At 69.2% G+C, this 25076-nt stretch carries 19 protein-coding genes and 1 riboswitch; of the genes, 17 read left to right on the top strand and 2 right to left on the bottom strand.

Annotated elements, in window-relative coordinates:
• Position 1 precedes the first annotated feature (1 nt).
• The 7 genes from ACOPJ3_RS02155 to ACOPJ3_RS02125 all read left to right on the top strand — a co-directional run bounded on the left by ACOPJ3_RS02155 (position 2) and on the right by ACOPJ3_RS02125 (position 11097).
• Entirely contained in the window at positions 2–778 is a 777-nt protein-coding gene (locus tag ACOPJ3_RS02155; protein WP_427870188.1) for a hypothetical protein, read from the top strand.
• Complete coding sequence (locus ACOPJ3_RS02150; RefSeq protein WP_427870187.1) at positions 775–1353, top strand: signal peptidase I; 579 nt, start codon at positions 775–777, stop codon at positions 1351–1353. Before ACOPJ3_RS02155 ends, ACOPJ3_RS02150 begins: the two co-directional genes overlap by 4 nt.
• Positions 1354–1559: 206 nt before the next feature.
• A complete protein-coding gene (locus ACOPJ3_RS02145; RefSeq protein ID WP_427870186.1) occupies positions 1560–1997 on the top strand; it encodes a hypothetical protein in 438 nt (145 codons plus the stop codon).
• A 255-nt stretch (positions 1998–2252) separates the two neighbouring features.
• Positions 2253–5921 carry an HtaA domain-containing protein gene (locus tag ACOPJ3_RS02140; protein WP_427870184.1) on the top strand — a complete coding sequence of 1223 codons (3669 nt, stop codon included), beginning with the start codon at positions 2253–2255 and terminating at the stop codon, positions 5919–5921.
• A 305-nt stretch (positions 5922–6226) separates the two neighbouring features.
• A complete protein-coding gene (locus ACOPJ3_RS02135; protein WP_427870183.1) occupies positions 6227–6667 on the top strand; it encodes a hypothetical protein in 441 nt (146 codons plus the stop codon).
• The gene (locus tag ACOPJ3_RS02130; protein ID WP_427870182.1) at positions 6619–10266 is read left to right on the top strand and encodes an HtaA domain-containing protein; all 3648 of its coding nucleotides are present in this window, start codon (positions 6619–6621) and stop codon (positions 10264–10266) included. The genes ACOPJ3_RS02135 and ACOPJ3_RS02130 overlap by 49 nt, the downstream gene beginning before the upstream one ends.
• A gap of 150 nt (positions 10267–10416) precedes the next feature.
• Positions 10417–11097: a hypothetical protein gene (locus ACOPJ3_RS02125; RefSeq protein ID WP_427870181.1), complete on the top strand. Its 681-nt coding sequence runs from the start codon at positions 10417–10419 to the stop codon at positions 11095–11097.
• 78 nt (positions 11098–11175) lie between these two features.
• Here the strand turns inward: ACOPJ3_RS02125 and ACOPJ3_RS02120 are convergent, their stop codons facing one another.
• Positions 11176–12552, bottom strand: a complete 1377-nt coding sequence (locus tag ACOPJ3_RS02120; protein ID WP_427870180.1) for an NAD-dependent succinate-semialdehyde dehydrogenase — start codon at positions 12550–12552, stop codon at positions 11176–11178.
• 155 nt (positions 12553–12707) lie between these two features.
• Positions 12708–12800: riboswitch (TPP riboswitch) on the top strand.
• On the opposite strand from ACOPJ3_RS02120, the gene thiM reads away from it, so the two are divergent.
• The 3 genes from thiM (at position 12792) to thiD (ending at position 15885) form a co-directional block, all read left to right on the top strand.
• Positions 12792–13640 carry a hydroxyethylthiazole kinase gene (gene thiM / locus ACOPJ3_RS02115; protein ID WP_427870179.1) on the top strand — a complete coding sequence of 283 codons (849 nt, stop codon included), beginning with the start codon at positions 12792–12794 and terminating at the stop codon, positions 13638–13640. Its footprint overlaps the riboswitch before it by 9 nt.
• The gene (gene thiE, locus ACOPJ3_RS02110) at positions 13640–14329 is read left to right on the top strand and encodes a thiamine phosphate synthase (RefSeq protein ID WP_427870178.1); all 690 of its coding nucleotides are present in this window, start codon (positions 13640–13642) and stop codon (positions 14327–14329) included. The genes thiM and thiE overlap by 1 nt, the downstream gene beginning before the upstream one ends.
• On the top strand, positions 14326–15885 hold the full coding sequence (gene thiD, locus ACOPJ3_RS02105) for a bifunctional hydroxymethylpyrimidine kinase/phosphomethylpyrimidine kinase (protein WP_427870177.1): 1560 nt from the start codon (positions 14326–14328) through the stop codon (positions 15883–15885). The genes thiE and thiD overlap by 4 nt, the downstream gene beginning before the upstream one ends.
• Here the strand turns inward: thiD and ACOPJ3_RS02100 are convergent.
• Positions 15882–17231, bottom strand: a complete 1350-nt coding sequence (locus tag ACOPJ3_RS02100; protein WP_427870176.1) for an oxygenase MpaB family protein — start codon at positions 17229–17231, stop codon at positions 15882–15884. The genes thiD and ACOPJ3_RS02100 overlap by 4 nt on opposite strands.
• 203 nt (positions 17232–17434) lie before the next feature.
• Here ACOPJ3_RS02100 and ACOPJ3_RS02095 point away from each other — a divergent pair, with 203 nt between their 5' ends.
• From ACOPJ3_RS02095 to ACOPJ3_RS02065, 7 genes are all read left to right on the top strand, one after another.
• Positions 17435–18304, top strand: a complete 870-nt coding sequence (locus ACOPJ3_RS02095; RefSeq protein ID WP_427870175.1) for a LysR family transcriptional regulator — start codon at positions 17435–17437, stop codon at positions 18302–18304.
• A gap of 4 nt (positions 18305–18308) precedes the next feature.
• The gene (locus ACOPJ3_RS02090; protein ID WP_427870174.1) at positions 18309–19202 is read left to right on the top strand and encodes a LysR substrate-binding domain-containing protein; all 894 of its coding nucleotides are present in this window, start codon (positions 18309–18311) and stop codon (positions 19200–19202) included.
• A gap of 93 nt (positions 19203–19295) precedes the next feature.
• Positions 19296–20141, top strand: a complete 846-nt coding sequence (locus tag ACOPJ3_RS02085; RefSeq protein ID WP_427870173.1) for a tryptophan synthase subunit alpha — start codon at positions 19296–19298, stop codon at positions 20139–20141.
• Positions 20138–20989, top strand: coding sequence for a GntR family transcriptional regulator (locus ACOPJ3_RS02080; RefSeq protein WP_427870172.1), 852 nt, complete (start codon positions 20138–20140; stop codon positions 20987–20989). Before ACOPJ3_RS02085 ends, ACOPJ3_RS02080 begins: the two co-directional genes overlap by 4 nt.
• A gap of 20 nt (positions 20990–21009) precedes the next feature.
• Entirely contained in the window at positions 21010–22608 is a 1599-nt protein-coding gene (locus ACOPJ3_RS02075) for a sugar ABC transporter ATP-binding protein (RefSeq protein ID WP_427870171.1), read from the top strand.
• Positions 22605–23585, top strand: a complete 981-nt coding sequence (locus ACOPJ3_RS02070; protein WP_427870170.1) for an ABC transporter permease — start codon at positions 22605–22607, stop codon at positions 23583–23585. The genes ACOPJ3_RS02075 and ACOPJ3_RS02070 overlap by 4 nt, the downstream gene beginning before the upstream one ends.
• Before the next feature lies 1 nt (position 23586).
• Positions 23587–25068, top strand: coding sequence for an FGGY family carbohydrate kinase (locus tag ACOPJ3_RS02065; protein ID WP_427870169.1), 1482 nt, complete (start codon positions 23587–23589; stop codon positions 25066–25068).
• Positions 25069–25076: the final 8 nt, after the last annotated feature.

Genomic DNA, 25076 nt, shown 5'->3' with positions numbered 1-25076 from the left:
CGTGCGACTCTCGAACCGCATCGCCGCTGGCACGGCGTCCCTGCCGCTCGCGCTCCCGCTCCTGCTCGGCGCTGGCGGGGGGATCGCCGCGACCGTTGCCGCGTCCACGCCAGCAACCGCGGTCTCGGATCCGCTCCTCATCTCCTCCGATGGCGTGCATTTTGCGCCCGGTCCCGGCCCGCGCCTCTTCGCGGACCTCGGCAGGGTGGTGCCGGGCGACCGGGCGCGGGAGACTGTGTGGGTGAGAAACGATTCCTCCGACCCAGCGTCGCTCGCCGTCGCACTCGTCGACGTCGCGGCCTCAGATCCCGCGCTCGCAGGCGCGTCGACGCTTGAGGTCGGCGTCTCGACCGGCGCGGCCGGCGATCCGCCCGGCGCGGGCACGCGCACCACGACGGTCGCGGCGGCGCAGGACGCAGGCGGGCGCGTGCCCGCGGCCGAGGCCGTGGCACTCGCTCCGGGCGCGACCGCACGCGTCGACGTCGCCCTCGCGGTGCACCCCGCGCTCGGCGAGCGCGCGGGCGAGGCGGGAGCAGCCGGCGCCCTCGCTGACTTCTCCTTCGGGCTCGAGGCGACGCTCACCCAGACCGGGCCGGGGCGAGGGGATCCGGAGCCACCCGCTGACGGGCCGCTCGCCGCCACCGGCTCGCGCGGATCGACCACCGCACTGCTCCTCGGAGCTTTCCTCCTTGCCGCTGGCGGGGCGGCCACCGCCCGTGGGCGGCGAGATCGCGGCGCACGCGGCGCACGCGGGGCATCCCGGCTGGGACGCGCGTGAACGCCAAACACGCCAGCAGCGAGCCCGAACGCTCACCCCGCCCCGCGCGCTCGGCTCTCTCCGCGGTCTGGTCGGGCATCATGGTCGCCGTGCTCCTCATCGTGGCCGGGATCGCTGTGCTCGCGATCGTCGTGCCCGCGGTGACCGGGGGCCGCGCGCTGACCGTGATGACCTCCTCCATGGAGCCGACGCTCCCGCCCGGCACCCTCGTGATCGTGCGGCCGACCCCCGCTGCGGAGGTCAAGGCCGGCGACGTGCTGACGTACCAGCTGCACAGCGGCGAGCCCACGCTCGTGACGCACCGGGTGACCCAGCGCCTCGCCCTCGCGAGCGGAGAGGCGTCGTTCATCACCCAGGGCGACAACAGCCCCTCCCCTGATCCGGCGCAGGTGCGGGAGGTTCAGGTCGTCGGCACGGTCTGGTATTCGATCCCGTACCTGGGGTGGCTCGCCCAGGCGCTCACTGGCGAGACCCGGGCCTGGCTGATCCCGCTCGTGGTGGCCGCGCTCTTCGGATACGCCCTCTGGATGCTCGTCTCCGCGCTCCGGGATCGGCGGCGCAGCTCGTCAGAGTGACCCCGGGCCCTTGCGGGATCCCGTCACCCGACTTAGTCTGATGAAGGTTAGCCTGACCTTAGTGCTTGCTGATTCTCGGGGTGGCAGCTTGCTTGGAGGCTAATCGACCAGAACCTTGGTCGCTGCGCCCGCGGTTAGGGCGCACTGCAGTACGCGGTGCGGTCGATCGGTCGCGCCGTTCCACTCGAACGAGAGGACAAGCAGTAATGGGAATCAAGAAGACACTGTTCCGCGGCTTTGCCGCGGGGGTCGCGACGGTCGCGCTGATCGCTGGCGGAGCGAGCGCGGCGAGCGCGCTCGAGTACGAGCCGCCGGTAGTTGACGGACAGTCACTCACCGTCGTATCCAGCAATGCGCTGGCCGCGGGCACCTACCGCGTCGGGATTTGCACGACGGCTACTTTCGGCCTGTTCCAGGCTCCGGCCTGCGGGGCAATGGTGGACGTGGCGCATCCGGGCGGGAAGCCTCTCACGGCTACGACACCCGCCGTGTACAAGCAGGGTAACGCCAATGCACACGTGAAGCTTCCCGGGCATAAGGGAACATTCGATTGCCCAACGGCCAGCTCCTGCGATGTCGTCATCGTGAAGCATGTTGGGCTGAGAACCGTTCAGATCGAGAACGCTCCGCTCATCTTCAAGTAACTCGCGGCGATGCGAGACCAGGTACGTGACGGTCTCGCTCTTCTTCGCCTCGGCGGAGCGGGCAGTGTTCGGTGCGGCGCATTGCCGCACCGAACACTGCCCCCCAATTTCCCTGACAACACCACCAGTTCCTGGAGGCCTCGATACACCATGCAAAACCATGACGGCGTGATACGCCGGCAATCCCGTCGGAGATGGCTCATCGCCACGGCAATAGTTAGCCTTTCAGCCCTTACGCTCCCGACCACACCGGCCATGGCAGCCGATGAGACCAACGTCCAGATCTCAGAGGGCTATGTGGACTGGGGAATCAAGGAATCCTGGCGAAACTACATCAAGGGCGGGGACCTCTCGGGCGGTGCCGAGCAGCTACCTGACGGCAACTATCGATGGCCGATCACGAGCGGTAGCTTCGATACCGAGTCGAAACTACTCCAGCTGAAGCTCGGCGGATCAATCAACTACAAGGGTTACTGCGCGGACGACGGCAATTGCCAGCTGGACTCAACCTTCGAGAACCTGAGTGTCGAGATCGGTCCGGATCGCCAGGTACTTTTAGGCACCTACGTGGGGAAGCCGCGCACCAATCCAGAAGCGGGACCCGAGCAAGTCACCGGTGTCCTCGCGACGCTTGACATTTCCCAAGCGACCGCCGGAACCGAGAATGGGACCGCAAACTGGTCTGGGATCACGTCGACAGCGGGTGACGCGCTCCTGCTTTATGCCTCCGGGACACCTACGGATCCCGTGACTATTCAGTACAAGGGCCCTGCTGGCCTCCCCGACATTTCTGAGCGGTGGGACACGCCGGGGGCACCGGCGTATGACCAATCTTCGAGTTGGAACGCAGAGAGCACATTGCCCCCGGCCTACTATCTGACGGAAGCAAGGGACACCCTCATCACCATCGAAACGTTTGAAGGGCCCACATCAAAGGATCGAAGCCAACGACTCTCTGCCCTGGATGCCAAGACACTCAAGTTGCTGGGGTCAACGAACGTCAACGTGGGGTCGCATTCGTACCTTCGCACCGCGTTTGATCCCCGGACAGGGACGGTGTTCTACAAGTCATCGGCATCCGCAGAAGGGCGTGCGACCGTTTCTTTGAATGCGGCAACTTGGAACTCGGGTACGCAGCAGTTCGAGGTTGAACAAGACATCGACGCTATCTCAAGAGATGGCGTCGATGTAAGCGCCATCCACGCAGGGGGAGTCATGGTATGGGTCCCCGCAACCGCGGAGCTCGTCTGGACGAGCTACGTTGACGCTCCGGGCTCGAATCCCATGTCAGATCAGAAAGTCCGAGTGGTTGCGCGCGGAGAGACCTCCCGGTGGTCAGCTCAGGAAACCTCGATCTCGGTCCCGCCCGAGATGGGGTCTCAGCCGAAACACGCTCAGTCGGGCTTCTTTGGGGCAACCGGCACTGGCGTGCACAACCCTCATGAGGCGCTCGCACTCAATGATGGAAGCATCGTGTTCACATCGAGTGGCGAACTCCAGGGCGCGGACGGAACGAGTGAGCCCATGCCTCTCGTGCATGTGTCGCGTCAGTCCGATGGCACCTGGCAATCCGTGCTGGTTCCGGGCGCATTCGGACCCGACACCGTCGGCTATGGCGCATATTCATACACGAGCGTTGTTGCTGCTGCGGATGGTTCGATGCTGGCGGGCGGGAACGCATGGTCAGGAGCTCTCGGCTACTACACGCAATCAGCTGACGGCAGCTTCGAGGCTGAACACGTTGACCCATCCCCCGGGGACAAGACGCTGAAGGTGCTGGGTGTCGGATCGGACGCCGCGCTCGGCTTCGACTTCTCAGTCGACTCCATCCAAGAAACCGTCAATGTCTTGAAGGAGCGAAAGCCGCTGTCGAGCTTCCCGCTGAAAAACACGGACTATCACTCTCGGATCGTTGCCACGCCAGACCACTCGCTTCTAGTCCTGACGTCGCCTGCCAATGCACCTCACACGATCCAGCGTCTCTCGCTTCTCGGCACTACCCCAGTGGTGGCTCTCCAGCCATCTGCGTCCTCCGTGTCTCTCGTGCAGGGGGCGCTCAGTGGGAGTGCGAGTTTGGGTGTGGAGTGGTCGGCCACGGGCGACACGACTGTGCAGTGGCAGCGGAAGCTCCCCACGCAGAAGCGCTTCACGGATGTGCCCGGCGCGACCACGGCGCAGTTCGCGCCCGAGGTTGAGCTCGAGCACGACGGGGCCGAGTTCCGGGCCGTGCTCTCCAACGCCGCCGGGAAGGTCGTCTCCGACACCGCGAAGGTGACCGTCGCAAGCGCACCCCGGTTCCTCGCCCAACCCACCGATCTCACCATCCGAGACGGCGACACCGCACGCCTCACCGCACCCATCGCCCCCGGCATCACAGGCGCACAGCGTTGGGAGCACCTCACCGGCGACACCTGGACCCCCATCGAAACCGGGGGACCGTTCACCGTCGCAGGCGACACGCTCACGATCATCGCGAACCCCGACCTCGACGGCGCACAGTTCCGCTCCGTCCTGGCCAACGATGTCGGCGAGAACACGTCAGACGCGGCCGCGCTCACGGTCCTCGCGAAGACCGTGATCCCGGCCGAGGGACAAAAATATGAGGGCGTCACCTTCGAGTGGGACGTCAGCAACGAAGTGCAAGCAAAGCCACCCTTTGGCGGCGCGAACCACCTCAGCGCCGGCGTCTCCGACGGATCCGAGGCCAGCTACCAAGCCGAGGCCGGCAACGTGCGCATCACGCACACCACCGCAGACGGCACCCGCACCCCGGCAAGCTACGCCACCCGGGCCGCGTTCGTCGGCACCGGCGGCAAGCAGCTCCTCACCCTCACCGGCGGTACTGCGACCGTGAAACCCGACGGGTCAGCTGTCGTGACCTGGCAGGGCGCGTTCTCGATCAACATGTACGGCGGACTCGTCCCCTTCACGATCACCAACCCCACCCTCACCGTCACCCCCGACGGCACCGGCACCCTCACCGGCGACATGAGCGGCTACGCAGGCGACATGCAAAACCCCACCGTGAAAACCCCCATCGACCCCGTCACCGGGGTAACGATCGCAACCTTCACCGGGGCAAAGCTTGACACCCTCAACCCGTTCACCGTCACACCCGAATACGCGGGCGTACGCGTCAACCTGCCAGCCGAGGCGACCCCGCAACTCCAGACAGGTGAGCACTGGGGATCCTGGCCACAAGGATTCGTCGACTTCCAAGTAAAGACCGGACTCTCCTCCTACTGGTACTCCTCCGGAAGCAGCTTCGACCCCAAAAAGGCCCCCAACCCCATCACCATCGACTTCACCACAGCCGAAGTCGTCACCCCACCCATCACACCCGAGCCGGAAACTCAGGCACCCGCGGTGACCCAGCACCCCACCGCGGTGTCCGTCGAGGCCGGCAAGCAGGCCACCTTCACCGCCCAGGCATCAGGCACCCCCGCACCCACCGTGCAGTGGCAACGCCAGATCGCAGGCGGCGAATGGGTCAACGTCGAGGGCGCCACCTCCCCCGAGTACGTGATCGCGAAGGCCGAGCTCGCTGCCAACGGCGCGCAGTTCCGGGCAGTATTCACGAACTCGGAGGGAACCGCGGAAACCAATGCGGCAGCCCTCACCGTGACGGAGCGCCTCGTCAAGCCAGAACCCACCGGCCCCGGGACCACTGACCCAGGCGCCACGGGACCTGGCACCACGGGACCAGGCGCGACGGGACCAGGCAAGACGGATCCCGGCGGAAAGTCCCCGTCCCCCGCGCCCGACTCGAAGGCACCGGGAGCCCAGGACGGTGACAAGAAGCTCGCCAAGACGGGAGCGGCGGACACCCTCGGCCTGAGCGCCGCGGCCGCACTCCTCCTCCTCGCGGGCGCCGCCGCAATGACCGCACGAGCCAAGAACAGGAGGGAACTCACCGACTCATAACCACCAGCCAGGCGCTCATACCCGCCCCCGGCAGCATCGCGCTGCCGGGGGCGGTCGCCGTTTCACCCAACTCGGAACCGTGTCGAATCGAAATCAAAGTCACCTCAAACGCACTGGCGACACTGGGCCCCCCTCCATAACCTAAGGAAGGCTAGCCTCACCTAACACAGACTCAGGCCATGAGCGGGGCAGCCAGACAGGCCGGGACTGCACTCCCGGCCACTGCGCCCGCGGTTGGGGCGCACTGCAGTAGCGGTGCGGTCGATCGGTCGCGCCGCTCCACTCCAACGAGAGGACGATCAGTAATGGGAATCAAGAGGACTCTGCTCCGAGGCTTCGCCGCGGGGGTCGCGACGGTCGCGCTGATCGCTGGCGGCGCGAGCGCGGCGAGCGCGCTCGAGTACACGCCGAACCCCGCGAATTCGGGCCAAACGATCACCGTCACTTCGAATAGTTCACTTGCCGCGGACTCATACCGGGTCGGCATCTGCACATCGCACGGAATCGGGCTGTTCCAGGCTCCGGCGTGCGGAGCGATGAGCAACGTCGCGCACCCCGGCGGTAGGCAGCTCGTAACGACAATTCCCGGCGTATCTAAGACTCGAATTGCGAACATGCACAAGAAGTTGCCCGGTCACGCCGAAACATTCGACTGCAGCACCGCTGGAGCCTGTGAGGTCGTCATCGTAAAGCACCGGTGGTACGGCTCGACGACTGTGGAGCGCGCACCGCTCGTCTTCAACTAGTGAGTTGCGGGGTGCGGCCGACTTGCGGACGCACCCCTCTCAGCCTAAGACGACCAGTTGCACAGCGGAAAATGAGGACAGGAATGAGATTGATCACACCGACCATTGGCCGGCGCAGTCGCCGCAGAGGCTGGCGTGCGCTCCCCGCACTCGCCGTCGCGGCCGCACTCGCCATCCCGGCAACCCCAGCCCTGGCGCAGGAGCAGGAGCCAGCGCCCATCACGGAAGGCTACGTCGACTGGGGAGTCAAGGAATCCTGGCGCAAGTATGTCGGCAACGAAGAACTCAAGGGCGGCGCAGAGAAGCTGCCCTCCGGCGAGTACCGGTGGCCGATTGCCCAGGGGAACTACGACCCGGAGTCCCAGTCGCTGCGGCTTGAGCTCGAAGGCTCCGTCCGCTTCCAGTCATACTGCGAGAATGACCTCTGCCAGCTCGACTCCACGTTCAGCGACCTCGTGCTCGAGATCACGGGCAAGCAGCAAACGATCTCCGGCACCTACACGGGCCGCCCAGAGTCGAACCCCGGTGGCCCCTTGGAGACGAAGCACGGGGTGTTTGCCACGATCGACATCTCGCTCACCGAGCCTGACCTCACCGACGGTCACACATCCTGGGCCGGCCTGCCCACCGTCGCCGGAGACGGGCTCTTGCTCTACGCCGCTGGCACACCCATCGACCCGGTCTCCATCAGGTACGCGGGCCCAGGCGGCAAGCCAAGCCTCGCAGAGAGGTGGGCTTCCCAGGGGGTCCCAGAGTTCACTCATGGGCCCGAATGGAAAGCAACGAGCAACGTCGTGCCCGGGTACTACCTTACCGAGGACCGCGAGACACTCATCGCCTTCGAGAAGTTCGACGAGGAAGGGCAAACGCCTGCCCATTTTCGCTTTACGGCGCTCGACTCCACTTCCCTAGAAGTGCTCGGTCAGACTGACTTCGCAGAAGGCGAGACGAGCTACGCGCATACTGCATTTGATCCGGGTCGCGGCACCATGTTCTTCAAGTCGGGCAGCCAGCACGCTGAGAACTATGTTGTCTCTCTCCATACAGCAACATGGTCCCCCGAGCTCCGAGAATTCAGCATTGAAAGAGCAATCGACTCCATTTCCAGCGACGGGCTGCAGAGCAATGAATTCCTAGCCGGCCCGCTGTTCGTATGGAACCCGGTCACTTCAGAATTCATCTGGTCTAAGCTTCGCAGGTCACCCGATTCTGATCCGCTCAATGACCACCGGATACGCTCACTCTCTCGAGAAGATGATGGGTCCTGGACGGCAGCTGAAGCGCAAATCACACTTCCAGAAGAGGCGCGAGCGCTTCACGAAGAAATGCAAGCGACCTTCTTCGGGAACGAGAACCCCGACAGTCACAACCCAGCCGAAGCGCTCATTTTGAAAGATGGATCCATACTTCTCGCGGTGCGGGTTGGGTTCGAATCGAGTCCCGGAGTCACAAAGCCCTTCCCACTCACCAAGATTGTGCGTGGCAGTGACGGTCACTGGTCAAGCGAAACAATCCCTGGAGCATTCGGCCAAGACTCCATCGGCTACGGAGAGTACGCCTTCGCGAACCTCGTCTGGGCTGCAGATGGATCGATCCTCGCGGGCGGCAACGCCTGGTCTGGGGCACTTGGCTACTTCACCATTGGAGACGGCACCTCCTCAGCAGAGCACATTGATCCCTCTCCTGGAAATAAGACTCTCAAGGTACTGGGAGTGGGATCAGACCCGGCCTTGGGAATCGACTACTCCGTCGATGCCATCAAGGGTTCAGTGAATATGCTCAAGAATCGAAAGCCTGTGGGGTCCTTCGACCTCCCCGATTCTGACTACCATTCCCGGATTCTCGCCACGTCGGATCACGGCATCGTGGTGGCAACGTCGGCCGGATACACGTCGCACTCGATCCGGCGGCTGGACCTCGTCGCCGTCGCTCCCGAGTTCACGACGCAGCCCGTCGACGCGACCGTTTCTCTCACGCAGGGGGCGCTCAGTGGGAGTGCGAGTTTGGGTGTGGAGTGGTCGGCCACGGGCGACACGACTGTGCAGTGGCAGCGGAAGCTCCCCACGCAGAAGCGCTTCACGGATGTGCCCGGCGCGACCACGGCGCAGTTCGCGCCCGAGGTTGAGCTCGAGCACGACGGGGCCGAGTTCCGGGCCGTGCTCTCCAACGCCGCCGGGAAGGTCGTCTCCGACACCGCGAAGGTGACCGTCGCAAGCGCACCCCGGTTCCTCGCCCAACCCACCGATCTCACCATCCGAGACGGCGACACCGCACGCCTCACCGCACCCATCGCCCCCGGCATCACAGGCGCACAGCGTTGGGAGCACCTCACCGGCGACACCTGGACCCCCATCGAAACCGGGGGACCGTTCACCGTCGCAGGCGACACGCTCACGATCATCGCGAACCCCGACCTCGACGGCGCACAGTTCCGCTCCGTCCTGGCCAACGATGTCGGCGAGAACACGTCAGACGCGGCCGCGCTCACGGTCCTCGCGAAGACCGTGATCCCGGCCGAGGGACAAAAATATGAGGGCGTCACCTTCGAGTGGGACGTCAGCAACGAAGTGCAAGCAAAGCCACCCTTTGGCGGCGCGAACCACCTCAGCGCCGGCGTCTCCGACGGATCCGAGGCCAGCTACCAAGCCGAGGCCGGCAACGTGCGCATCACGCACACCACCGCAGACGGCACCCGCACCCCGGCAAGCTACGCCACCCGGGCCGCGTTCGTCGGCACCGGCGGCAAGCAGCTCCTCACCCTCACCGGCGGTACTGCGACCGTGAAACCCGACGGGTCAGCTGTCGTGACCTGGCAGGGCGCGTTCTCGATCAACATGTACGGCGGACTCGTCCCCTTCACGATCACCAACCCCACCCTCACCGTCACCCCCGACGGCACCGGCACCCTCACCGGCGACATGAGCGGCTACGCAGGCGACATGCAAAACCCCACCGTGAAAACCCCCATCGACCCCGTCACCGGGGTAACGATCGCAACCTTCACCGGGGCAAAGCTTGACACCCTCAACCCGTTCACCGTCACACCCGAATACGCGGGCGTACGCGTCAACCTCCCGGCCGAGGCGACCCCGCAACTCCAGACAGGTGAGCACTGGGGATCCTGGCCACAAGGATTCGTCGACTTCCAAGTAAAAACCGGACTCTCCTCCTACTGGTACTCCTCCGGAAGCAGCTTCGACCCCAAAAAGGCCCCCAACCCCATCACCATCGACTTCACCACAGCCGAAGTCGTCACACCACCCGTTGCGCCCGAGCCGATCACCCCGGCGCCCGAAATCCCGGCGCCCGAAACCCCGGCGCCGGAAACCCCGAAGCCCGGGATCACGGACGTCGCCGACCCCGGCGCCGGATCGAAGGACACCGGATCGAAGGACACCGGGTCGAAGAACACTGGGTCGAAGGACACCGGGTCGAAAAACACCGCCGCGAAGGGAGCCCAGGACGGTGACAAGAAGCTCGCCAAGACGGGAGCGGCGGACGCCCTCGGCCTGAGCGCCGCGGCCGCGCTGCTCCTCCTCGCGGGGGCGGCCGCCGTCACAGTGGGATCCAGGACTCGAAAGGAGGCCGCAAGGCCGTAACTTACCGCACACACGGGCCCGCTCGCCCCCTGCCGCACCGCGCGGCCGGGGGCGAGCGCGTTCCCCCTCGGTCGGGACGCGACTACGCTGTCAGTACACATAGGAAACGCACAGCTCGTGAGGCGGCGAGCTCCCGGACGGAGGCAGAGCATGGCATCCCGAACCACGAAGATCACTCTCGGAATCGTCGGCGGCATAGTCGGCCTCGCGCTCATCGCCGTCTTCGCCCTCGTGCTCTGGGGAGTGTTCAGGCCCCCGCTCGTCGGCGACTACGAAGTCTCGCAGGGCGAGCTCGAAACGATCACGAATCTCAACGCGAACCCGCTCGAGGGCATGGTCGCCTCCGTCGGCGACGTGGAAGCCGCCGCCAACACCGACCCCGTTCAGCTCGACAACAGGATCTCGAACACCCTCGGGCAGGTCGGGGTGCTGCGCGAGAGCTCCGACGCCCTCACCGAGCGCGGGGCCGCGAAGCGGGATGCCGAGTTCGGAAAACTCGCGGAACGTCTCGACGACGCCTACGAATCGCTCGAGGATCAGCTCGGGGAGTGGCAGGACGAGGGATACGCCGACGTCATGGCCGCGGCACAGCTCTGTGCTGCGGATCCGAGCGGCGCCGAATGCAGGTCCGCACGTGGAACGCTCGAGGGCGAGAGCCCGGAAAACGCCGAGCTCGCAGCAATTGTGGAGGCGCTGCCGGGCGCGGGATCCGATCCCGAGCGGCTGGCGAGCGCACTGAGCGACTTCCGGGACGCGGTCACCGAGTCGTGGCAGCAGATCACCGACGCGACCGCAGAGGCCCAGAGCTACCTCGACGCACAGCTCGGCTGATCCCGCACCGAAACCGACCCCGGCACACGAAAGGGGGCCGTGGAATCCCACGGCCCCCCTTCGCGGCGTGCAACGAAACTACTCCGCGACGAAGAAGAGTCGCTTGTTCGCGAACTCCCCGATCCCGAGCGGACCCATCTCGCGGCCGAAGCCGGAGCGCTTGACGCCGCCGAAGGGCAGCTCAGCGGACTCCGCCGCAATCGTGTTCACGTGCGACATGCCCACCTCGAGGCGCTCGGCGACCTTGCGGGCGCGCGTCTCATCGGTCGAGAACACCGAACCACCGAGACCGAGCGCGCAGTCGTTGGCAAGCTCCAGCGCCTCCTCGTCGCTCGACACCCGGTAGACGGTTGCGACCGGCCCGAAGATCTCCTCGCCGTAGGACTCGGAATCGCGGGGCACATCCACGAGCACCGCCGGCGAGTAGTACGCCGCGGGGCCCTCGGAGAGCACGCCGCCCGCGAGCACGCGCGCGCCCTCGGAGACGGCCTTCTGCACCTGCGCGTCGACCGTCTCGGCCGCGGCGCGCGTCGACAGCGGCACGAACTCGCCCTCGCCGAGGTCGAGCTGGTCGCCCGGCTTCAGGCCCTCGGCGAGCTCGACGAGCGCGGCCACGAACTCGTCGTAGATGTCGTCCATCACGATGAGGCGCTTGTTGGAGTTGCAGACCTGGCCCGCGTTGTACGTGCGGAAGTCCCACGCCTCCTTCGCCACCGCGGCGACGTCGTCGGCGTCGAGCACGACCATCGGGTCGATGCCGCCGAGCTCGAGCACGCACTTCTTCAGGTGCGCGCCCGCCTGCGCGCCGATGATCGCGCCGGCGCGCTCGGAGCCCGTGAGCGAGACGCCCTGCACGCGCGGATCAGCGATCATCGTCGCGATCTGCTCGTGCGAGGCGAACAGGTTCTGGTAGCCGCCGACGGGGACGCCAGCCTCCTCCATGATCTCCTGGATCGTGAGGGCCGAGCGCGCGCATACGTCGGCGTGCTTCAGCAGGATCGTGTTGCCCAGCAGCAGGTTCGGCGCCGCAAAGCGCGCGACCTGGTAGTACGGGAAGTTCCACGGCATGACACCCAGCAGCGTGCCGATCGGCAGGTGCTCAATGTACGCCCGGCCCGGCACGGTCGACGGGATCTCGTAGTCCGTGATCAGGCTCGGGCCGTGCACGGCGTAGTAGTCGATGATCTGCGTCGCGAAATCCACCTCGTCGAGGCTCTCGGCGATGGACTTCCCCATCTCGACGGCGATCAGCTTCGCAAGCTCCTCGCGGCGCTCCGCGAAGATCTCGGCGACGCGCTTCACCACAGCGGCGCGCTCCTGCACGCTCCGCTCGCGCCACTCTCGGTACACGGTGTCGGCGCTCGAGAGCACCTCGTCAACCTGCGAATCGCTGAGAGCCTCGAACGTCTCGACGACCTCGCCCGTCGCAGGATTCTGCACCCGGTACTTAGACATGCATATCTTCCTCCAGATCTGGGAATTAAAGATTCGTCAACGCGCATGACAATGTGACGAATCCCTTGAAAGCTACCACTCAAACCCCGGCGCGGCACGGGAGCGGCGGCAAACAGGCAGGGTGACAAGTGTCGCCGATTCGCTATGCTGGGCAGGCAAGTGACACGGGGTGCCCCGCAGGGGCTGAGATCACACCCGTCGAACCTGATCTAGTTCGTACTAGCGAAGGGATGTCGCGCATGTCGCGCTCGCACGCAGAAATACCCGACCCCGCCGGCCTCGATCCGGCCCTCGTCACCCGGCTCCGCGAGGCGGCGCCGCTCGTCCAGTGCATCACGAACACGGTCACGACGAATCTCGTCGCGAGCGCCGTGATCGCGATCGGCGGGAGCCCCGCGATGGTCGACATCACGGGAGAGGCCGGGCCGTTCGCCCAGATCGCGGGCGGCCTCCTCATCAACCTCGGTACCCCGCCCGCGGAGCAGCGCGCCCCCATGCACCAGGCGGCGCGCGCGGCAGCCCAGGCCGGGACGCCCTGGGTGATCGACCCGATCGGCTTCGGCGCGCTGCCCGTGCGCACGCAGCTCGCCCGCGAGCTCATCGAGCTCGGGCCGACCGTGATCAGGGGCAACGCCTCGGAGATCCGGGCGCTCGCGGGTTCCGGATCCGGCGCCCGCGGCGTCGACGCCGTCGACGGCGTCGACGAGGCAGAAGCGGACGCGATCAGCGTTTCCCGTGAAACGGGCGCGGTCGTCGCCGTCTCGGGCGCCGTCGACCTCGTGACCGACGGGAGCGCCGTGGCCAGGATCGCGAACGGCGACCCGCTCTTCACCCGCATCACGGGGGCGGGCTGCGCCCTCGGCGCCGTCATCGCGGCCTTCGCCGCCGTCGCCGAGGACCCGTTCGCGGCGACGATCGCGGCGTGCACGAGCTACGCCGTCGCTGGCGAGCTTGCCGCCGAGCGGGCCGGCGGGCCGGGGTCGTTCGTGCCCGAGCTGCTCGATGCGCTCGACCGCGTGGACGCCGGGACGGTGGCCGAGCGGGCCAGGGTGTCCCTCGGCGCGCCGACTTTCGCCGCCGCGCGCTGATGATCGACCTCTCGGTCACCCTGGTCACGGACTCAGGGCAGTCCGAGTCCGCGGGCCGCGCGCTCGTCGACACCGTCGCGGAGGCCGTCGCCGGCGGCGTCACCGCCGTGCAGCTGCGCGAGAAGCACGGCGACGCGCGCCGCTCGCTCGAGCTCCTCGACGCGCTCGCGCAGCGCCTGCCCGAGCGCATCCCCGTGCTCGTGAATGACCGCGTCGACGTGTTCCTCGCGGCGAGGCTGCGCGGGATCCGGATCGCCGGCATCCACATCGGACAGGACGACCTGCCGCTCGAGACCGCCCGCACCCTCGTGGGGCCCGAGGCCGTGATCGGCCTCACGACGAGCTCCGCCGAGGAGGTCGACCGCGCGGCGGCGAGCGCGGCCCGCGCCGACTACCTCGGCATCGGCACGGTGCGCGAGACGCGCTCCAAGGTCGACGCGCCCCCGCCGCTCGGGATCCCCGGGGTCGCCGCCCTCGCCGAGCGCGCGGCGCGATCCGGGATCCCGGCCGTCGCGATCGGCGGGATCGTGGCCGACGACCTCCCGCTCCTGCGCGAGCGCGGGCTCGCCGGCGCCGCCGTCGTCTCCTGGGTGTGCGCCGCCCCGGATCCGCGCGCGGCGGCCGCCGCCCTCGCGGCGGCCTGGCGCACCCCAGCACCGAATACGAACCCCTGGAAAGGAACGAAGTGACCCCCAACGAGCAGCAGACCAGCCAGGCAGTCCCCCGCGTGCTCAGCATCGCGGGGACCGATCCGACGGGCGGCGCCGGGATCCAGGCCGACCTGAAGAGCATCGCCGCGAACGGCGGCTACGGCATGGCCGCCGTGACCGCGCTCGTCGCGCAGAACACGACGGGCGTGCGGAGCATCCACACCCCGCCCGCGGCCTTCCTCTCCGAGCAACTCGCGGCCGTGAGCGACGACGTCGAGATCGACGCGGTGAAGATCGGCATGCTCTTCGACGAGGGCGTGATCGATGCCGTCGCCGCGTGGCTCGAGGCCGTGCGCCCGCCGGTCGTCGTGTTGGATCCCGTGATGGTGGCGACGAGCGGCGACCGCCTGCTCAGCGCCGGGGCGGAGGAGCGGCTGCGCTCCCTCGTCGGCGCGGCGGACCTCGTCACGCCGAACATTCCCGAGCTCGCCGCGCTCACGGGCCGGCCCGTGGCGCGCAGCTGGGACGAGGCGCTCGCGCAGGGGCACGAGCTCGCGCAGAACGCTGGCGTGCTCGTGCTCGTGAAGGGCGGCCACCTCGAGGGTGCGGTCGCCCCCGACGCGCTCGTGGACGCCGGCGGGGTGCTCGCGGACTTCTCGGCGCCCAGGATCCGGACCAGGAACACGCACGGGACCGGGTGCTCGCTCTCCTCGGCCGTCGCGACCCAGCGGGCGCTCGGCCGCTCGTGGGAGGACTCGGTGCGGGCGGCGAAGGCGTGGCTGAGCGACAGCATCGAGGCGGCGGGCACGCTCGCGGTGGGCCGCGGGAACGGCCCCGTCTCCCACTTCGCCGGGCTGTGGGAGCGCGGCGGGATCGCGCGGCCGTCGGCCGCGGAGGTCGCACTGGAGTGGTGGGACGGGATCGCGCCGACGCGCGCCGCGATCGACGGGCTCGACTTCGTGCGCGGCCTCGCGAGCGGCGCCCTCGACCGCGACGCGTTCACCTGGTACCTGGAGCAGGACGCGCTCTACCTGCGGGACTACTCGCGGGTGCTCGCCGCGGCGAGCGCGCTCGCACCGACCCCAGGGGAGCAGGCCTTCTGGGCGAGCAGCGCGAACGGCGCGATCGCTGCGGAGCTCGACCTGCACGCGAGCTTCCTCGTGAGGGCCGGTGCGGACGGCGCCGGTGCCGACAGCACAAAGCCGGCCCGCGACCCCCTGTTCGGGGCCGAGCCGAGCGCCGTCACGATCGCCTACGTCGACCACCTGCTCGCGGCCGCCGCCCGGGGATCCTACGCGGAGATCGTCGCCGCGGTGCTCCCCTGCTTCTGGCTCTACGTCGACACGGGATCGCGCCTCCTCGACCACGCGACGGACGACAACCCCTACGCCTCGTGGCTGCGCACCTACGGCGATCCCGAGTTCGAGGGGCTGAACCGCGAGGCGATCCGCATCGTGACCGAGTGCGCGGCCGGGGCCGACGCGGCCACCCGCGCCCGGATGCGGCGTGCGTTCGAGATCTCGGCGAGGCACGAGCTCGAGTTCTTCGCAGAACCGCTCCGGAGGCTGGGCAGCCGCGTGGTCCGCAGGCGTTAGCGCGCGCCCGCCGCGGCGACGCCGAATCGAGAGCCTTCGAGGGCGTCGTCGTGGCCGCTGAAGTCGGTCGGCACCTCGGCCTGTTCGGACGCCATCTTCGCGTACTCGAGCAGCGCCGACATGTGGGGGTTGCCCTGCTTCGCGATCTCCACGCGCTCCGTGCGGAGCTCCGGAATCTCGTCGCGGAGCGCCGCGGTGAGCACCTCGCCGCGCGCGGCCGCGTGCCAGACGGAGGCCATGTAGTTCAGGTCGCTCGCCTCCCACTGGGTGCCCTCGACGAGGGCCTCGACCTCGCGCTGTCCCATGAGCCAGGTGACGCCTCCGAGCATGGCCCCGGCGAACTTCGGGCTCGCGGAGCTGAGCGCGCCAATCACGGCGCCAGCGACCTCCTGGCGGTACTGGTTCGGCACGCCCGCGTGCGCGAAGATGTAGTCCGCCATCGTGCGCATCTCCGCCCCCGTGCGCGGGATCAGCCGTTCCTCGACGCCGAAGAGGTACAGGATGTGGGCCCAGTGCATCGCGACGTCGTCCCACACGTGATCCGGCTGCGGGCGGCCGAGGATCTCGTCGGCCGCGAGCGGCATGAGCGCGAACCAGCCCTCGCCGCCGAGCAGGAAGGAGCTCGAGATCGGCATGCCGAAGTCGTTGAAGTGGCCGTCGCCCCACTTCTTCATGAGGCCGCGGTTGGCCTGCGCGTGCACGAGCCGGACATTCAGGATCGAGCGGAAGCCCGGGCTGCGGCGGTCGTGTACGTCGGAGTAAGTGATCTCGGTGAAGAACTGCGAGCTCTCGACGTTGCGCTGGATCGGCCGCGAGACCAGCATGTTCGTGGCGCCCACCGCGGCTGAGGTGCGCGTCTCCATCGAGGTTGCGAAGACTCCGAAGTTGAGCGCGAGCGACTGCGCGGCGCTCGTCACGTTGCAGAGCGCTATGCGCCCCCGCTCGGCGGCGACCGGGTCGTACCACTCGGGCAGCGAGTCGACCTGCGCGAAGAGCTCGACGAGCTCCGGTGCCGGATCCTCGACCGTCTCGATCCCGTTCTCGAGCGCATCGCGGAACTTGGCCCGCGCCTGCACCGAGCCTTCGCGGCGGAACATCTCGACCACGCGGTCCATGAGCTCGTCGCTCTGCCACATGTGGTCGTCGAGGAGCCGGGTCTGGGGCGTGTCGTAGCTCCAGTCGTCGCGCACCTCGTGCCAGCGGTCGAAGACCAGGTGGCGCATGTGGCCCCACGCCGGCGCGTCGGTGAGCGGCTTGGGCCGGCGGCGCAGCGGCATGCCGTCGCGGTAGTAGTAGCGGAAGTCTGCGGACGGGTTGTCCGACTCGAGTACCTGTTCGTGATTCACTGGAACACTCCTTTGGATCAGTGATGCGTTCGTTGCAGGGTCGGCGGAGGCCGCTCGTGCGTTCATGATCCGCCCGGATGGCCCTGCACGCCTTATTGTGCGCCGCCCTCGCGGCCCCCGTCCAAGGCCGATTCGTAGCCACGGGCGCAAGCAAACTGCATCAATCTCTCCCCCTGCGCGCGGATCCGACCTAGGCTGTGGCCATGAGCGACGAAGCGGCGAGCGACGGACGGTACTCGTCGCTGACGCTGCGCCAGCTCGAGTGCTTCCTTCGGGTCGCGAGCACGCTGAACTTCCGCCGTGCCGCCGAGACGCTCTTCCTCTCCCAGCCCTCGCTGAGCAGGCAGATCAGCTCGCTCGAGGCGATCCTCGGCGTGCCGCTCCTGCGCCGGACGACGAGATCGGTGGCGCTCACCCCGCAGGGCAGCCAGCTGCTCGCGCTCGCCACTGAGCTCCTCGCCGACGCGAACGAGGGCATCGCACTCGCGAGGGGCGCCGTCGCGTTCCCGGGTGTCATTCGGGTGTATCACCACGCCGAGGGCTCCGCGCTCGCGACGCGGATCGGCGGGATGCTGCGCTCCTCCGACCCCGAGAGCGAGATCCACCAGCACGAGGTGCGCGGGGAGGAGCTCGGGCAGATCGGGCGCGCGAACCCGAACTCGATCAGTGTCGATGCGGGGGAAACGGACGCCGCGGAAACCGGTGCAGCGGGATCCGGCGCCTTCGTGATCGCGAAGGACCAGGTCGTCGCGGCGCTCCCCGCGGACCACCCGTTCTTTGGGGTGGATCGGCTCGCGGCACGCGACCTCCGCAGCGCCGACGCGCACGCGCTCGGGCCGGCGGACGCCCCGGGGCTCCACGCGGTGCTCGCGCGGCACGGGATCCGCCCCCGCCAGCTCGAGAGCGGCGCCGAGGAGCGGGCCTTCCTCTCGGGCGGGATCCTGATCGACCTTGCGAGCCGCTGGCCGAACTCGACCTCGCGGTTTCGGGTCGCGGCCATCGAAGGCCTGGAGCACGTCGTTTTCTCGGCCCGCTCGACGAGCGCCCCGCTGCTCGCCAGGCTGGGCGGGTGATCGCGTGGTCTCGCTCGGCCAGATCGACGCGCTGCGGAGCGTGCTGCACCACGGCAGCTTCACGCGGGCCGCGGCCGAGCTGCGCGTCTCCCGCGCCGCCGTGTCCCAGCGGCTCGCCGCGCTCGAGCGCGAGCTCGGCGTGGAGCTACTCGACCGGAGCGCGCGGCAGCTCACGCTCTCGGAGGCTGGGAGGCTCCTCCTCGGGCGCGTCGATCCGGCGCTGACCAGGTTTCTCGACGCGCTACCCCGGCTCTCGGGCGCGGTCGTGACGGTGGGGCACACGATCACGACGGAGGTGCAGTTCGTGACGCGGCTGCTCGAGATCGCGGCGACGGAGCTGCCCACGCTCGACATCAGGCTGAGGCGGCTCTGGACCTCGGAGGCCTGCGAGGCCGTCGCGGCCGGCGAGCTGGGGCTCGCGGTCGTGCGACACCCGCCGTGGACGCCGGATCTCCGCTCCGAGCTCCTCTGGGACTCGGAGTTCGTGCTGCGCGTGCCCCGCACGCACCCGCTCGCGCGGCGCTCCGAGGTGCGCCTCGAAGAGCTGCGCGACGAATCATTCCTCGTGATCCCGCGCGAGCTCTCTCCCGGCACCTACGACCTCATCGAGAGCGTGCTCCTGCAGTCCGGGTTCGAGCCGCGGCTGCGCCACAACCCCGTGCTCTTCACCCGCATCGCCGACCAGCCGCCGAGCTTCCGCGGGGTGAGCCTCGCGCCGCGCTTCGACGACGAGGTCTCTGGCGACGACTTCAGACAGATCCGCATCGCCGGCCTCAAGCAGCACCACCGCATGGGAGTGCACGTCGTCTCGCGGCAGGCGGACCGCAGTAACCCCGTGGTGAACGCGCTGCTCGGGATCCTGCGCCGGATCGCCGCGGAGCAGGGCGACGACGGGTAGCTGGCGCCTCTCCACGAAAAACCTCTTGCGCTCCCGCTCAGCATCTCCCTACACTGATCTAGTCTTCTAGAAGATCGCGTTCAAGGGGGAACGATGACCACCAGACTGAGGCGCAGGCTCGAGCAGCTCGAGTCGGAGCGGCGCGGCATGCTCATGGGCTTCCTGCCCGCAGGATTCCCTGATCCGGCCGCGTTCACGGCCGCGGCCCGCGCCGGCTTCGACGCCGGGCTCGACGCGCTCGAGGTCAGCATGCCGGGCCCCGCCCCCGCGCTCGACGGGCCGCTCATCCAGCAGGCGGCGGAGCGGGCCTCGCAGCACCTGAGCGGCATCCCCGCGGCGCTTGAGCTCGCCGCGGCGAGCCGCTCGCTGCCCGACGACACGATCGTCGCGCTCGCGTACGCCTCCACGCTCGACGGCGTCGACCCCGACGACTTCTTCGACGCGCTCGCGGCCGCCGACATCGACGCCTACCTGCTGCCGCAGCACCCGATGGCCGAGCAGCTCGCGCTCGGCGAGCGGGCGCAGGCGCGCGGGATCGAGCCCGTCATCTTCCTCTACCTCGAGGAGGACCTGCCCGCGCTCGCGGCGAGCGCGATCGAGCGCCCCGTCATCTACCTGCAGTCGGCGTCGCTCCGCACGGGCGGGCAGTTCATCCCCGAGAAGGCGCAGGAGCGGCTTCGCGAACTCGGCGAGGCGCTCGGCGGCAAGCAGTACTTCGTGTGCGTCGGCTTCGGGGTGCGCGGCGCCGACGAGGTCGAGCTGCTCATGGACGCCGGCGCCCACGGCGCGATCATCGGAACGCGGCTCGTGCGCGCGGCCGAAGACGGCCCGGAGGCGATCACCGCGCTCGTCGACGAGGTCGCGCCGGCGCTCGTCGGCCGACGTAGGGCGGCAGACGCCGGATCCGGATCCGCGACCGAGCACCGGGCCGCCCGATGACGCGGCCGGCCGAGCGCGGCGCCTGGTCGCCGCAGCGCATCTCCTTCAGCCGCAACGACGGCCTGCCGAAGTATGTCGCGATCTCGCGCGCGATCACGGCGGCGATCACCGAGGAGGAGCTCGCGGTCGGCGAGCCGCTGCCCTCCCAGAAGGAGCTCGCCGAGAGCTTCGGGGTCACCCTCATGACGGTGCGCCAGGCGATCCAGCTCCTCATCGAGCAGGGCTTGCTCGTGACCGAGCAGGGCAAGGGCACCTACGTGGGGCGCGCGGCATTCCGGCTGCCGATGGGGCGGCTCTCGAGCCTCGCCGTGCAGGTCGCGGCGTCGGGCCGCACACTGCGCACCGAGGTGCTCGGCTTCGAGCCGATCGAGGTCTCCCCTCTCGAGCAGCACCGCATGGGGCTCGAGTCGCCCGCGGCCTACGAGCTCGTGCGCCTGCGCTTCGTCGACGGCGACCCGTTCATTCTGCAGTCCTCGGTGCTGCCGCTCGCGCTCGGGGCCAGGATCGACGCCGCGGCGCTCGGCGAGCGCTCGCTGTACGAGCTGATCGAGGAGTCGACGGGCACCGCGGTGGGGCGCGCGCACGAGACCGTGCAGGCCACGAACCTCGACGCCGAGTCCGCAGAGCTGCTCGGCAGGCGCGAGGGCGAGGCGGCGCTGCTCTCGTCGCGGCTGACCTTCAGCACGACGGGATCCGCGGTCGTCGACGATCGCGCGCTCACGGCAGGCGATAGCGTTGTCGTGTCAGTGGATCGGCAGGCGGATGAGAGGGGGCTGTCGTTGCTGCTTTCGAGTGACGCACCCGTGCTCGCGGACTCCTCGCTCCCCTTCGTGCGGGGCGGCCGCTAGACGCGGAGGGCGACGAAGCGATGACGACGACACCGGTGCCGAAGGCGGCGCACACGGAGACGGCACTGGCCGGGGCGAAGCCCGGCCCGCCGCTAGCGACCCGCGGGCTGAGCAAGGACTACGGGCCCGTGCGGGTCGTGGCCGGCATGACGCTCGAGTTCCACGCAGGCAGCGTCCACGCGCTGCTCGGCGAGAACGGCGCGGGCAAGTCGACCCTGATCAAGATGCTGTCGGGCGCGATCCAGCCGAGCGAGGGCGAGATCCTCGTCGACGGGGAGCCGCACCAGTTCCGCTCGGTCGGCGACGCGCAGGGCCGCGGCATCGTCGCGCTGCCGCAGGAGCTCACGCTCGTGCCGAGCCTCGGCGCCGCCGAGAACATCTTCCTCGGCGTGCGCCGCCCCGGCGCCGGGATCCTCGTGAACCGGGGGAGCCTGAACCGCGACGCCGCCGCGATCCTCGAGCGGCTGCGGCAGCGGATCCCGCTCGGCACCCCGGTCGGCGAGCTCTCCGCCGTGCAGCAGACGATGGTCGCGCTCGCCCGCGCCCTCGCCCGCGACGCCCGCGTGCTCATCCTCGACGAGCCCACCGCGGCCCTCACCGACACCGAGACCGAGCAGCTCTTCGCCGTGCTCCGCGAGCTCAGGGACGCCGGGACCGCGATCGTCTACGTCTCGCACCGGCTCGAGGAGGTGTTCGCGCTCTGCGACACGGCGACCGTGATGCGCAACGGCACGCACGTCTGGACGAAGCCCATCGGCGAGACCTCGCACGACGACGTGGTCTCCGCGATGATCGGGCGCGCGCACGGCCAGGCCTTCCCGCCGCGGGCCGACGAGCGAGCTGGCGAAGGCGGCGGCGCGGGATCCGGATCCGGATCCGGATCCAGCACCGAGCCCGTGCTCCGCGTCGAGGAGCTGAGCGGCTACACGCTGCGCGGCGTCAGCCTCGCGGCCCGCGCCGGCCGCGTGCTCGGGATCGCCGGCCTTGCGGGCGCCGGCCGCAGCGAGCTCCTCAAGATCGTCGCGGGCGCCCAGCGGGCGCGCGGCGGCCGGGTGCTGCTCGACGGGCGCGACGTGACGCGCCACTCGATCGGGCGTTCGATGGGCGACGGGATCGCGCTCGTGCCCGAGGAGCGGCGCGGCCAGGGCCTCGTCATCACCGACTCGATCCGAGGCAACATCGCGCTCGCGAACTTCGGCTCGCTCAGCGGTGCCGGGGTCATGAGCCGCGCCCGCGAGCACCGCACCGCCGAGAAGTGGGCGAAGGATCTCCAGATCAAGACGACCTCGGTGCGGCAGCCCGTCGAGGAGCTCTCGGGCGGCAACCAGCAGAAGGTCGTGCTCGCGAAGGTGCTCGAGCGCCAGCCCCGCGTGCTCCTCCTCGACGAGCCGACGCGCGGCATCGACGTCGGCACGAAGTCCGACATCTACGTGCTGATCAGGCGGCTCGCGGAGTCGGGCGTCGCCGTCGTCGTCGTATCGAGCGAGATCCCCGAGCTCATCGGCATCGCCGACGAGATCGCCGTGCTCCACGAGGGCGAGCTCACGGGCGTCGTGCCTGCGGCCGGCGCCTCAGAAGAATCGATCCTCTCCCTCTGCTACAGGAAGACCGCATCATGACCACGACTCCCCAGGCTCCAGGAACCGTTCCGGCGAAGCGCCGGGCCTCGCTCTCGTGGCTCGCGACCCTCGGCACCCTCTTCGGGCTGATCGGCCTCATCGTGCTGTTCTCGGCGCTCAGGCCGCAGGTCTTCCTCACGCCCGTGAACTTCGTCAACATCCTCGAGCAGCTCGCCGTGCTCGCGATCATCGCCTCCGTGCAGACGGTCGTCATGGTGGTCGGCGACTTCGACCTCTCCGTCGGCTCGCTCGCGAGCCTCACGGGCGTGATCGTCGCGCAGCTGCTCGTCGGCGGCACGCCGCCCGGGATCGCGATCCCGCTCGGCCTCCTCGCGGGGGTGCTCGCGGGCGCGATCAACGGCTTCCTCGTCGCGTTCCTCGGGCTCTCGGCGTTCATTTCGACGCTCGCGACGATGACCTCCTTCGCGGGCCTCGCGCTGCTCCTCTCCGACGGCACGACCGTGTTCGGTCTGCCCGACTCGTTCGTCTGGATCGGCCAGGGCCGCCTCGGCCCGATCCCGATCCCCGTGATCATCGCGGTGATCGTGGCGCTCGTGATCTGGTTCCTGCTCTCGAAGACCGTGATCGGGCGCAGTTGGTACGCGGTTGGGGGCAACGCCGAGGCGGCGCGCCTCTCCGGCGTGAAGACGCGCCTCGTGCGCTTCTCCGCGTTCCTCGTCTCGGGCTTCGGATCCGCGCTCGCCGGCATCGTGCTGACGGCGCGCCTCGCCTCCGGGCACCCCTCGGCGGCCGACGCCTTCATGCTCTCCTCGATCGCGGCCGTCTTCCTCGGGATCACGCTCTCGCGGGCGGGCCAGCCGACGGTCGGCGGCACGGCGGTCGGCCTCGGCATCGTCGGCGTGCTGAGCAACGGGCTCAACATCATGCAGGTCAACAGCTACGTGCAGCAGATCCTCACGGGCCTCATCATCGTGCTCGCCGTGAGCCTCAGCCGCCTGAACCGGCGGAGGCGCTGACATGGAGCTCATCGCGGGCCTCGACTTCGGAACGTCGAGCGTCAAGCTCGCCGTCGTGACGCCGGACGGCGAGGTGCTCGCCCGCGCGCACGCCGACTACCCGACGCGCGCAGGCCACTCCGGCGAGATGGAGCAGGATCCGGGCGACTGGTGGGAGGCGGCGCGGCGCGCGCTCGCGGAGACCGGGCTCGGGCAGCGCCTCGGCGCCCTCGGGCTCACGGGCCAGATGCAGGATCTCATCCCCGTCGCGGCGGGCCGCGCGCTGCGGCCGGCGCTCCTCTACTCGGACACGCGCGCGACGGCCGAGCACGAGCGCCTGCTGCGCGAGCTGCCCGACTGGGAGCGGCTGACCGGCAATCAGCAGGACGCCTCGAACGTCGCGGCGAAGATCGCCTGGCTCGCCGGGCACGAGCCGGAGACGCTCGCTGCGGCCGAGCACCTCCTGCTCGGCGCCCCCGGCTTCGTCGCGTGGCGGGCCACGGGCGCGGCCGTCGTCGACACGATCACCGCCTCGACGACGGGCCTCCTTGGGGTCGCGGAGCGCGCCTGGCTCGCGCCGGTCGCGCGGGCGGCGGGCTGCGACGCGGCCCTCCTCCCCCGGCTCCTCGGGCCGCTGCCGGAGGACGCCGTCGTGGGCGCCGTGACCGCCGCGGCCGCCGCCGAGCTCGGCGTGCCGGCCGGGATCCCCGTCGTGCACGCGATGGGGGACGCGGGATCCACGACCGACGGACTCGTGGGCTCCGAGCCGGGCGACGCCTACCTCTACCTCGGCACGACCGGGTGGTTCGCGGCCGTGACCGAGGTGGATCCCGCGGCGGAGCCCTCGCCGATCCACTCGCTCGTGATGCCCGGCTGGGACGCGCGCCTGCGCATCGGGGCCGTGCAGTCGGCCGGGGCGTCCGCGAACTGGGCGCGCAAGTGCTTCCTCCCCGGCCTCGACTTCGCCACGATCGAGACCCGGATCGCCGCGCGCATCGCGGAGCCTGGCTCGGCCGCGGCCCAGCCGCTCTGCCTGCCCGGCCTCGGCGGCGAGCGCACGCCCGTGCGCGACGCCGACTTCCGCGGCGCCTTCATCGGCGTGCAGGAGGCGACGGGGCCAGACGACTTCTACCTCTCCGTGCTCATGGGCGTCGCGATGGCGCTCAGGCACGCGGCCGACTCCCTCGGCGTGCACCAGCGCCGGATCCCGCTCGTCGGCGGCGCGGCATCGAGCGCCGCGTGGCGCCGGATCCTCGCCGACGTCTTCGACGCGACGATTGTGACGCGCGAGGCGAACGATCCCGGCACCCACTCCGCGGCGAGGGCCGCGGCAGCGGCGCTCGCGATCCCGCACCGGCTCGAACCGCTCTTCACGCCGGGGCCGACGGACATCGAGACCCGGCCGTCGCGGGACCGCGGGCTGCTCGAACCGCTCATCGCGGCCCACCGGAGGCTCTACGACGCGCTCGCGCCGAGCTTCCACGACATCGCGAATGCCCTCTAGGGATCGCG

Origin of the sequence: Leucobacter luti (assembly GCF_050310065.1) — a bacterium.
Taxonomy (GTDB): domain Bacteria; phylum Actinomycetota; class Actinomycetes; order Actinomycetales; family Microbacteriaceae; genus Leucobacter; species Leucobacter luti_B.
The sequence above is the reverse complement of the archived record's forward strand: the minus strand, read 5'-3'. Positions and strand labels throughout refer to the sequence as shown.

Coding starts and splice junctions, on each gene's coding strand:
- ACOPJ3_RS02145 (WP_427870186.1), top strand. CDS start 1,560: ATGGGAATCAAGAAGACACTGTTCCGCGGCTTTGCCGCGGGGGTCGCG.
- ACOPJ3_RS02140 (WP_427870184.1), top strand. CDS start 2,253: ATGGCAGCCGATGAGACCAACGTCCAGATCTCAGAGGGCTATGTGGAC.
- ACOPJ3_RS02135 (WP_427870183.1), top strand. CDS start 6,227: ATGGGAATCAAGAGGACTCTGCTCCGAGGCTTCGCCGCGGGGGTCGCG.
- ACOPJ3_RS02125 (WP_427870181.1), top strand. CDS start 10,417: ATGGCATCCCGAACCACGAAGATCACTCTCGGAATCGTCGGCGGCATA.
- ACOPJ3_RS02120 (WP_427870180.1), bottom strand. CDS start 12,552: ATGTCTAAGTACCGGGTGCAGAATCCTGCGACGGGCGAGGTCGTCGAG.
- thiM (WP_427870179.1), top strand. CDS start 12,792: ATGTCGCGCTCGCACGCAGAAATACCCGACCCCGCCGGCCTCGATCCG.
- thiE (WP_427870178.1), top strand. CDS start 13,640: ATGATCGACCTCTCGGTCACCCTGGTCACGGACTCAGGGCAGTCCGAG.
- ACOPJ3_RS02095 (WP_427870175.1), top strand. CDS start 17,435: ATGAGCGACGAAGCGGCGAGCGACGGACGGTACTCGTCGCTGACGCTG.
- ACOPJ3_RS02085 (WP_427870173.1), top strand. CDS start 19,296: ATGACCACCAGACTGAGGCGCAGGCTCGAGCAGCTCGAGTCGGAGCGG.
- ACOPJ3_RS02080 (WP_427870172.1), top strand. CDS start 20,138: ATGACGCGGCCGGCCGAGCGCGGCGCCTGGTCGCCGCAGCGCATCTCC.
- ACOPJ3_RS02075 (WP_427870171.1), top strand. CDS start 21,010: ATGACGACGACACCGGTGCCGAAGGCGGCGCACACGGAGACGGCACTG.
- ACOPJ3_RS02070 (WP_427870170.1), top strand. CDS start 22,605: ATGACCACGACTCCCCAGGCTCCAGGAACCGTTCCGGCGAAGCGCCGG.
- ACOPJ3_RS02065 (WP_427870169.1), top strand. CDS start 23,587: ATGGAGCTCATCGCGGGCCTCGACTTCGGAACGTCGAGCGTCAAGCTC.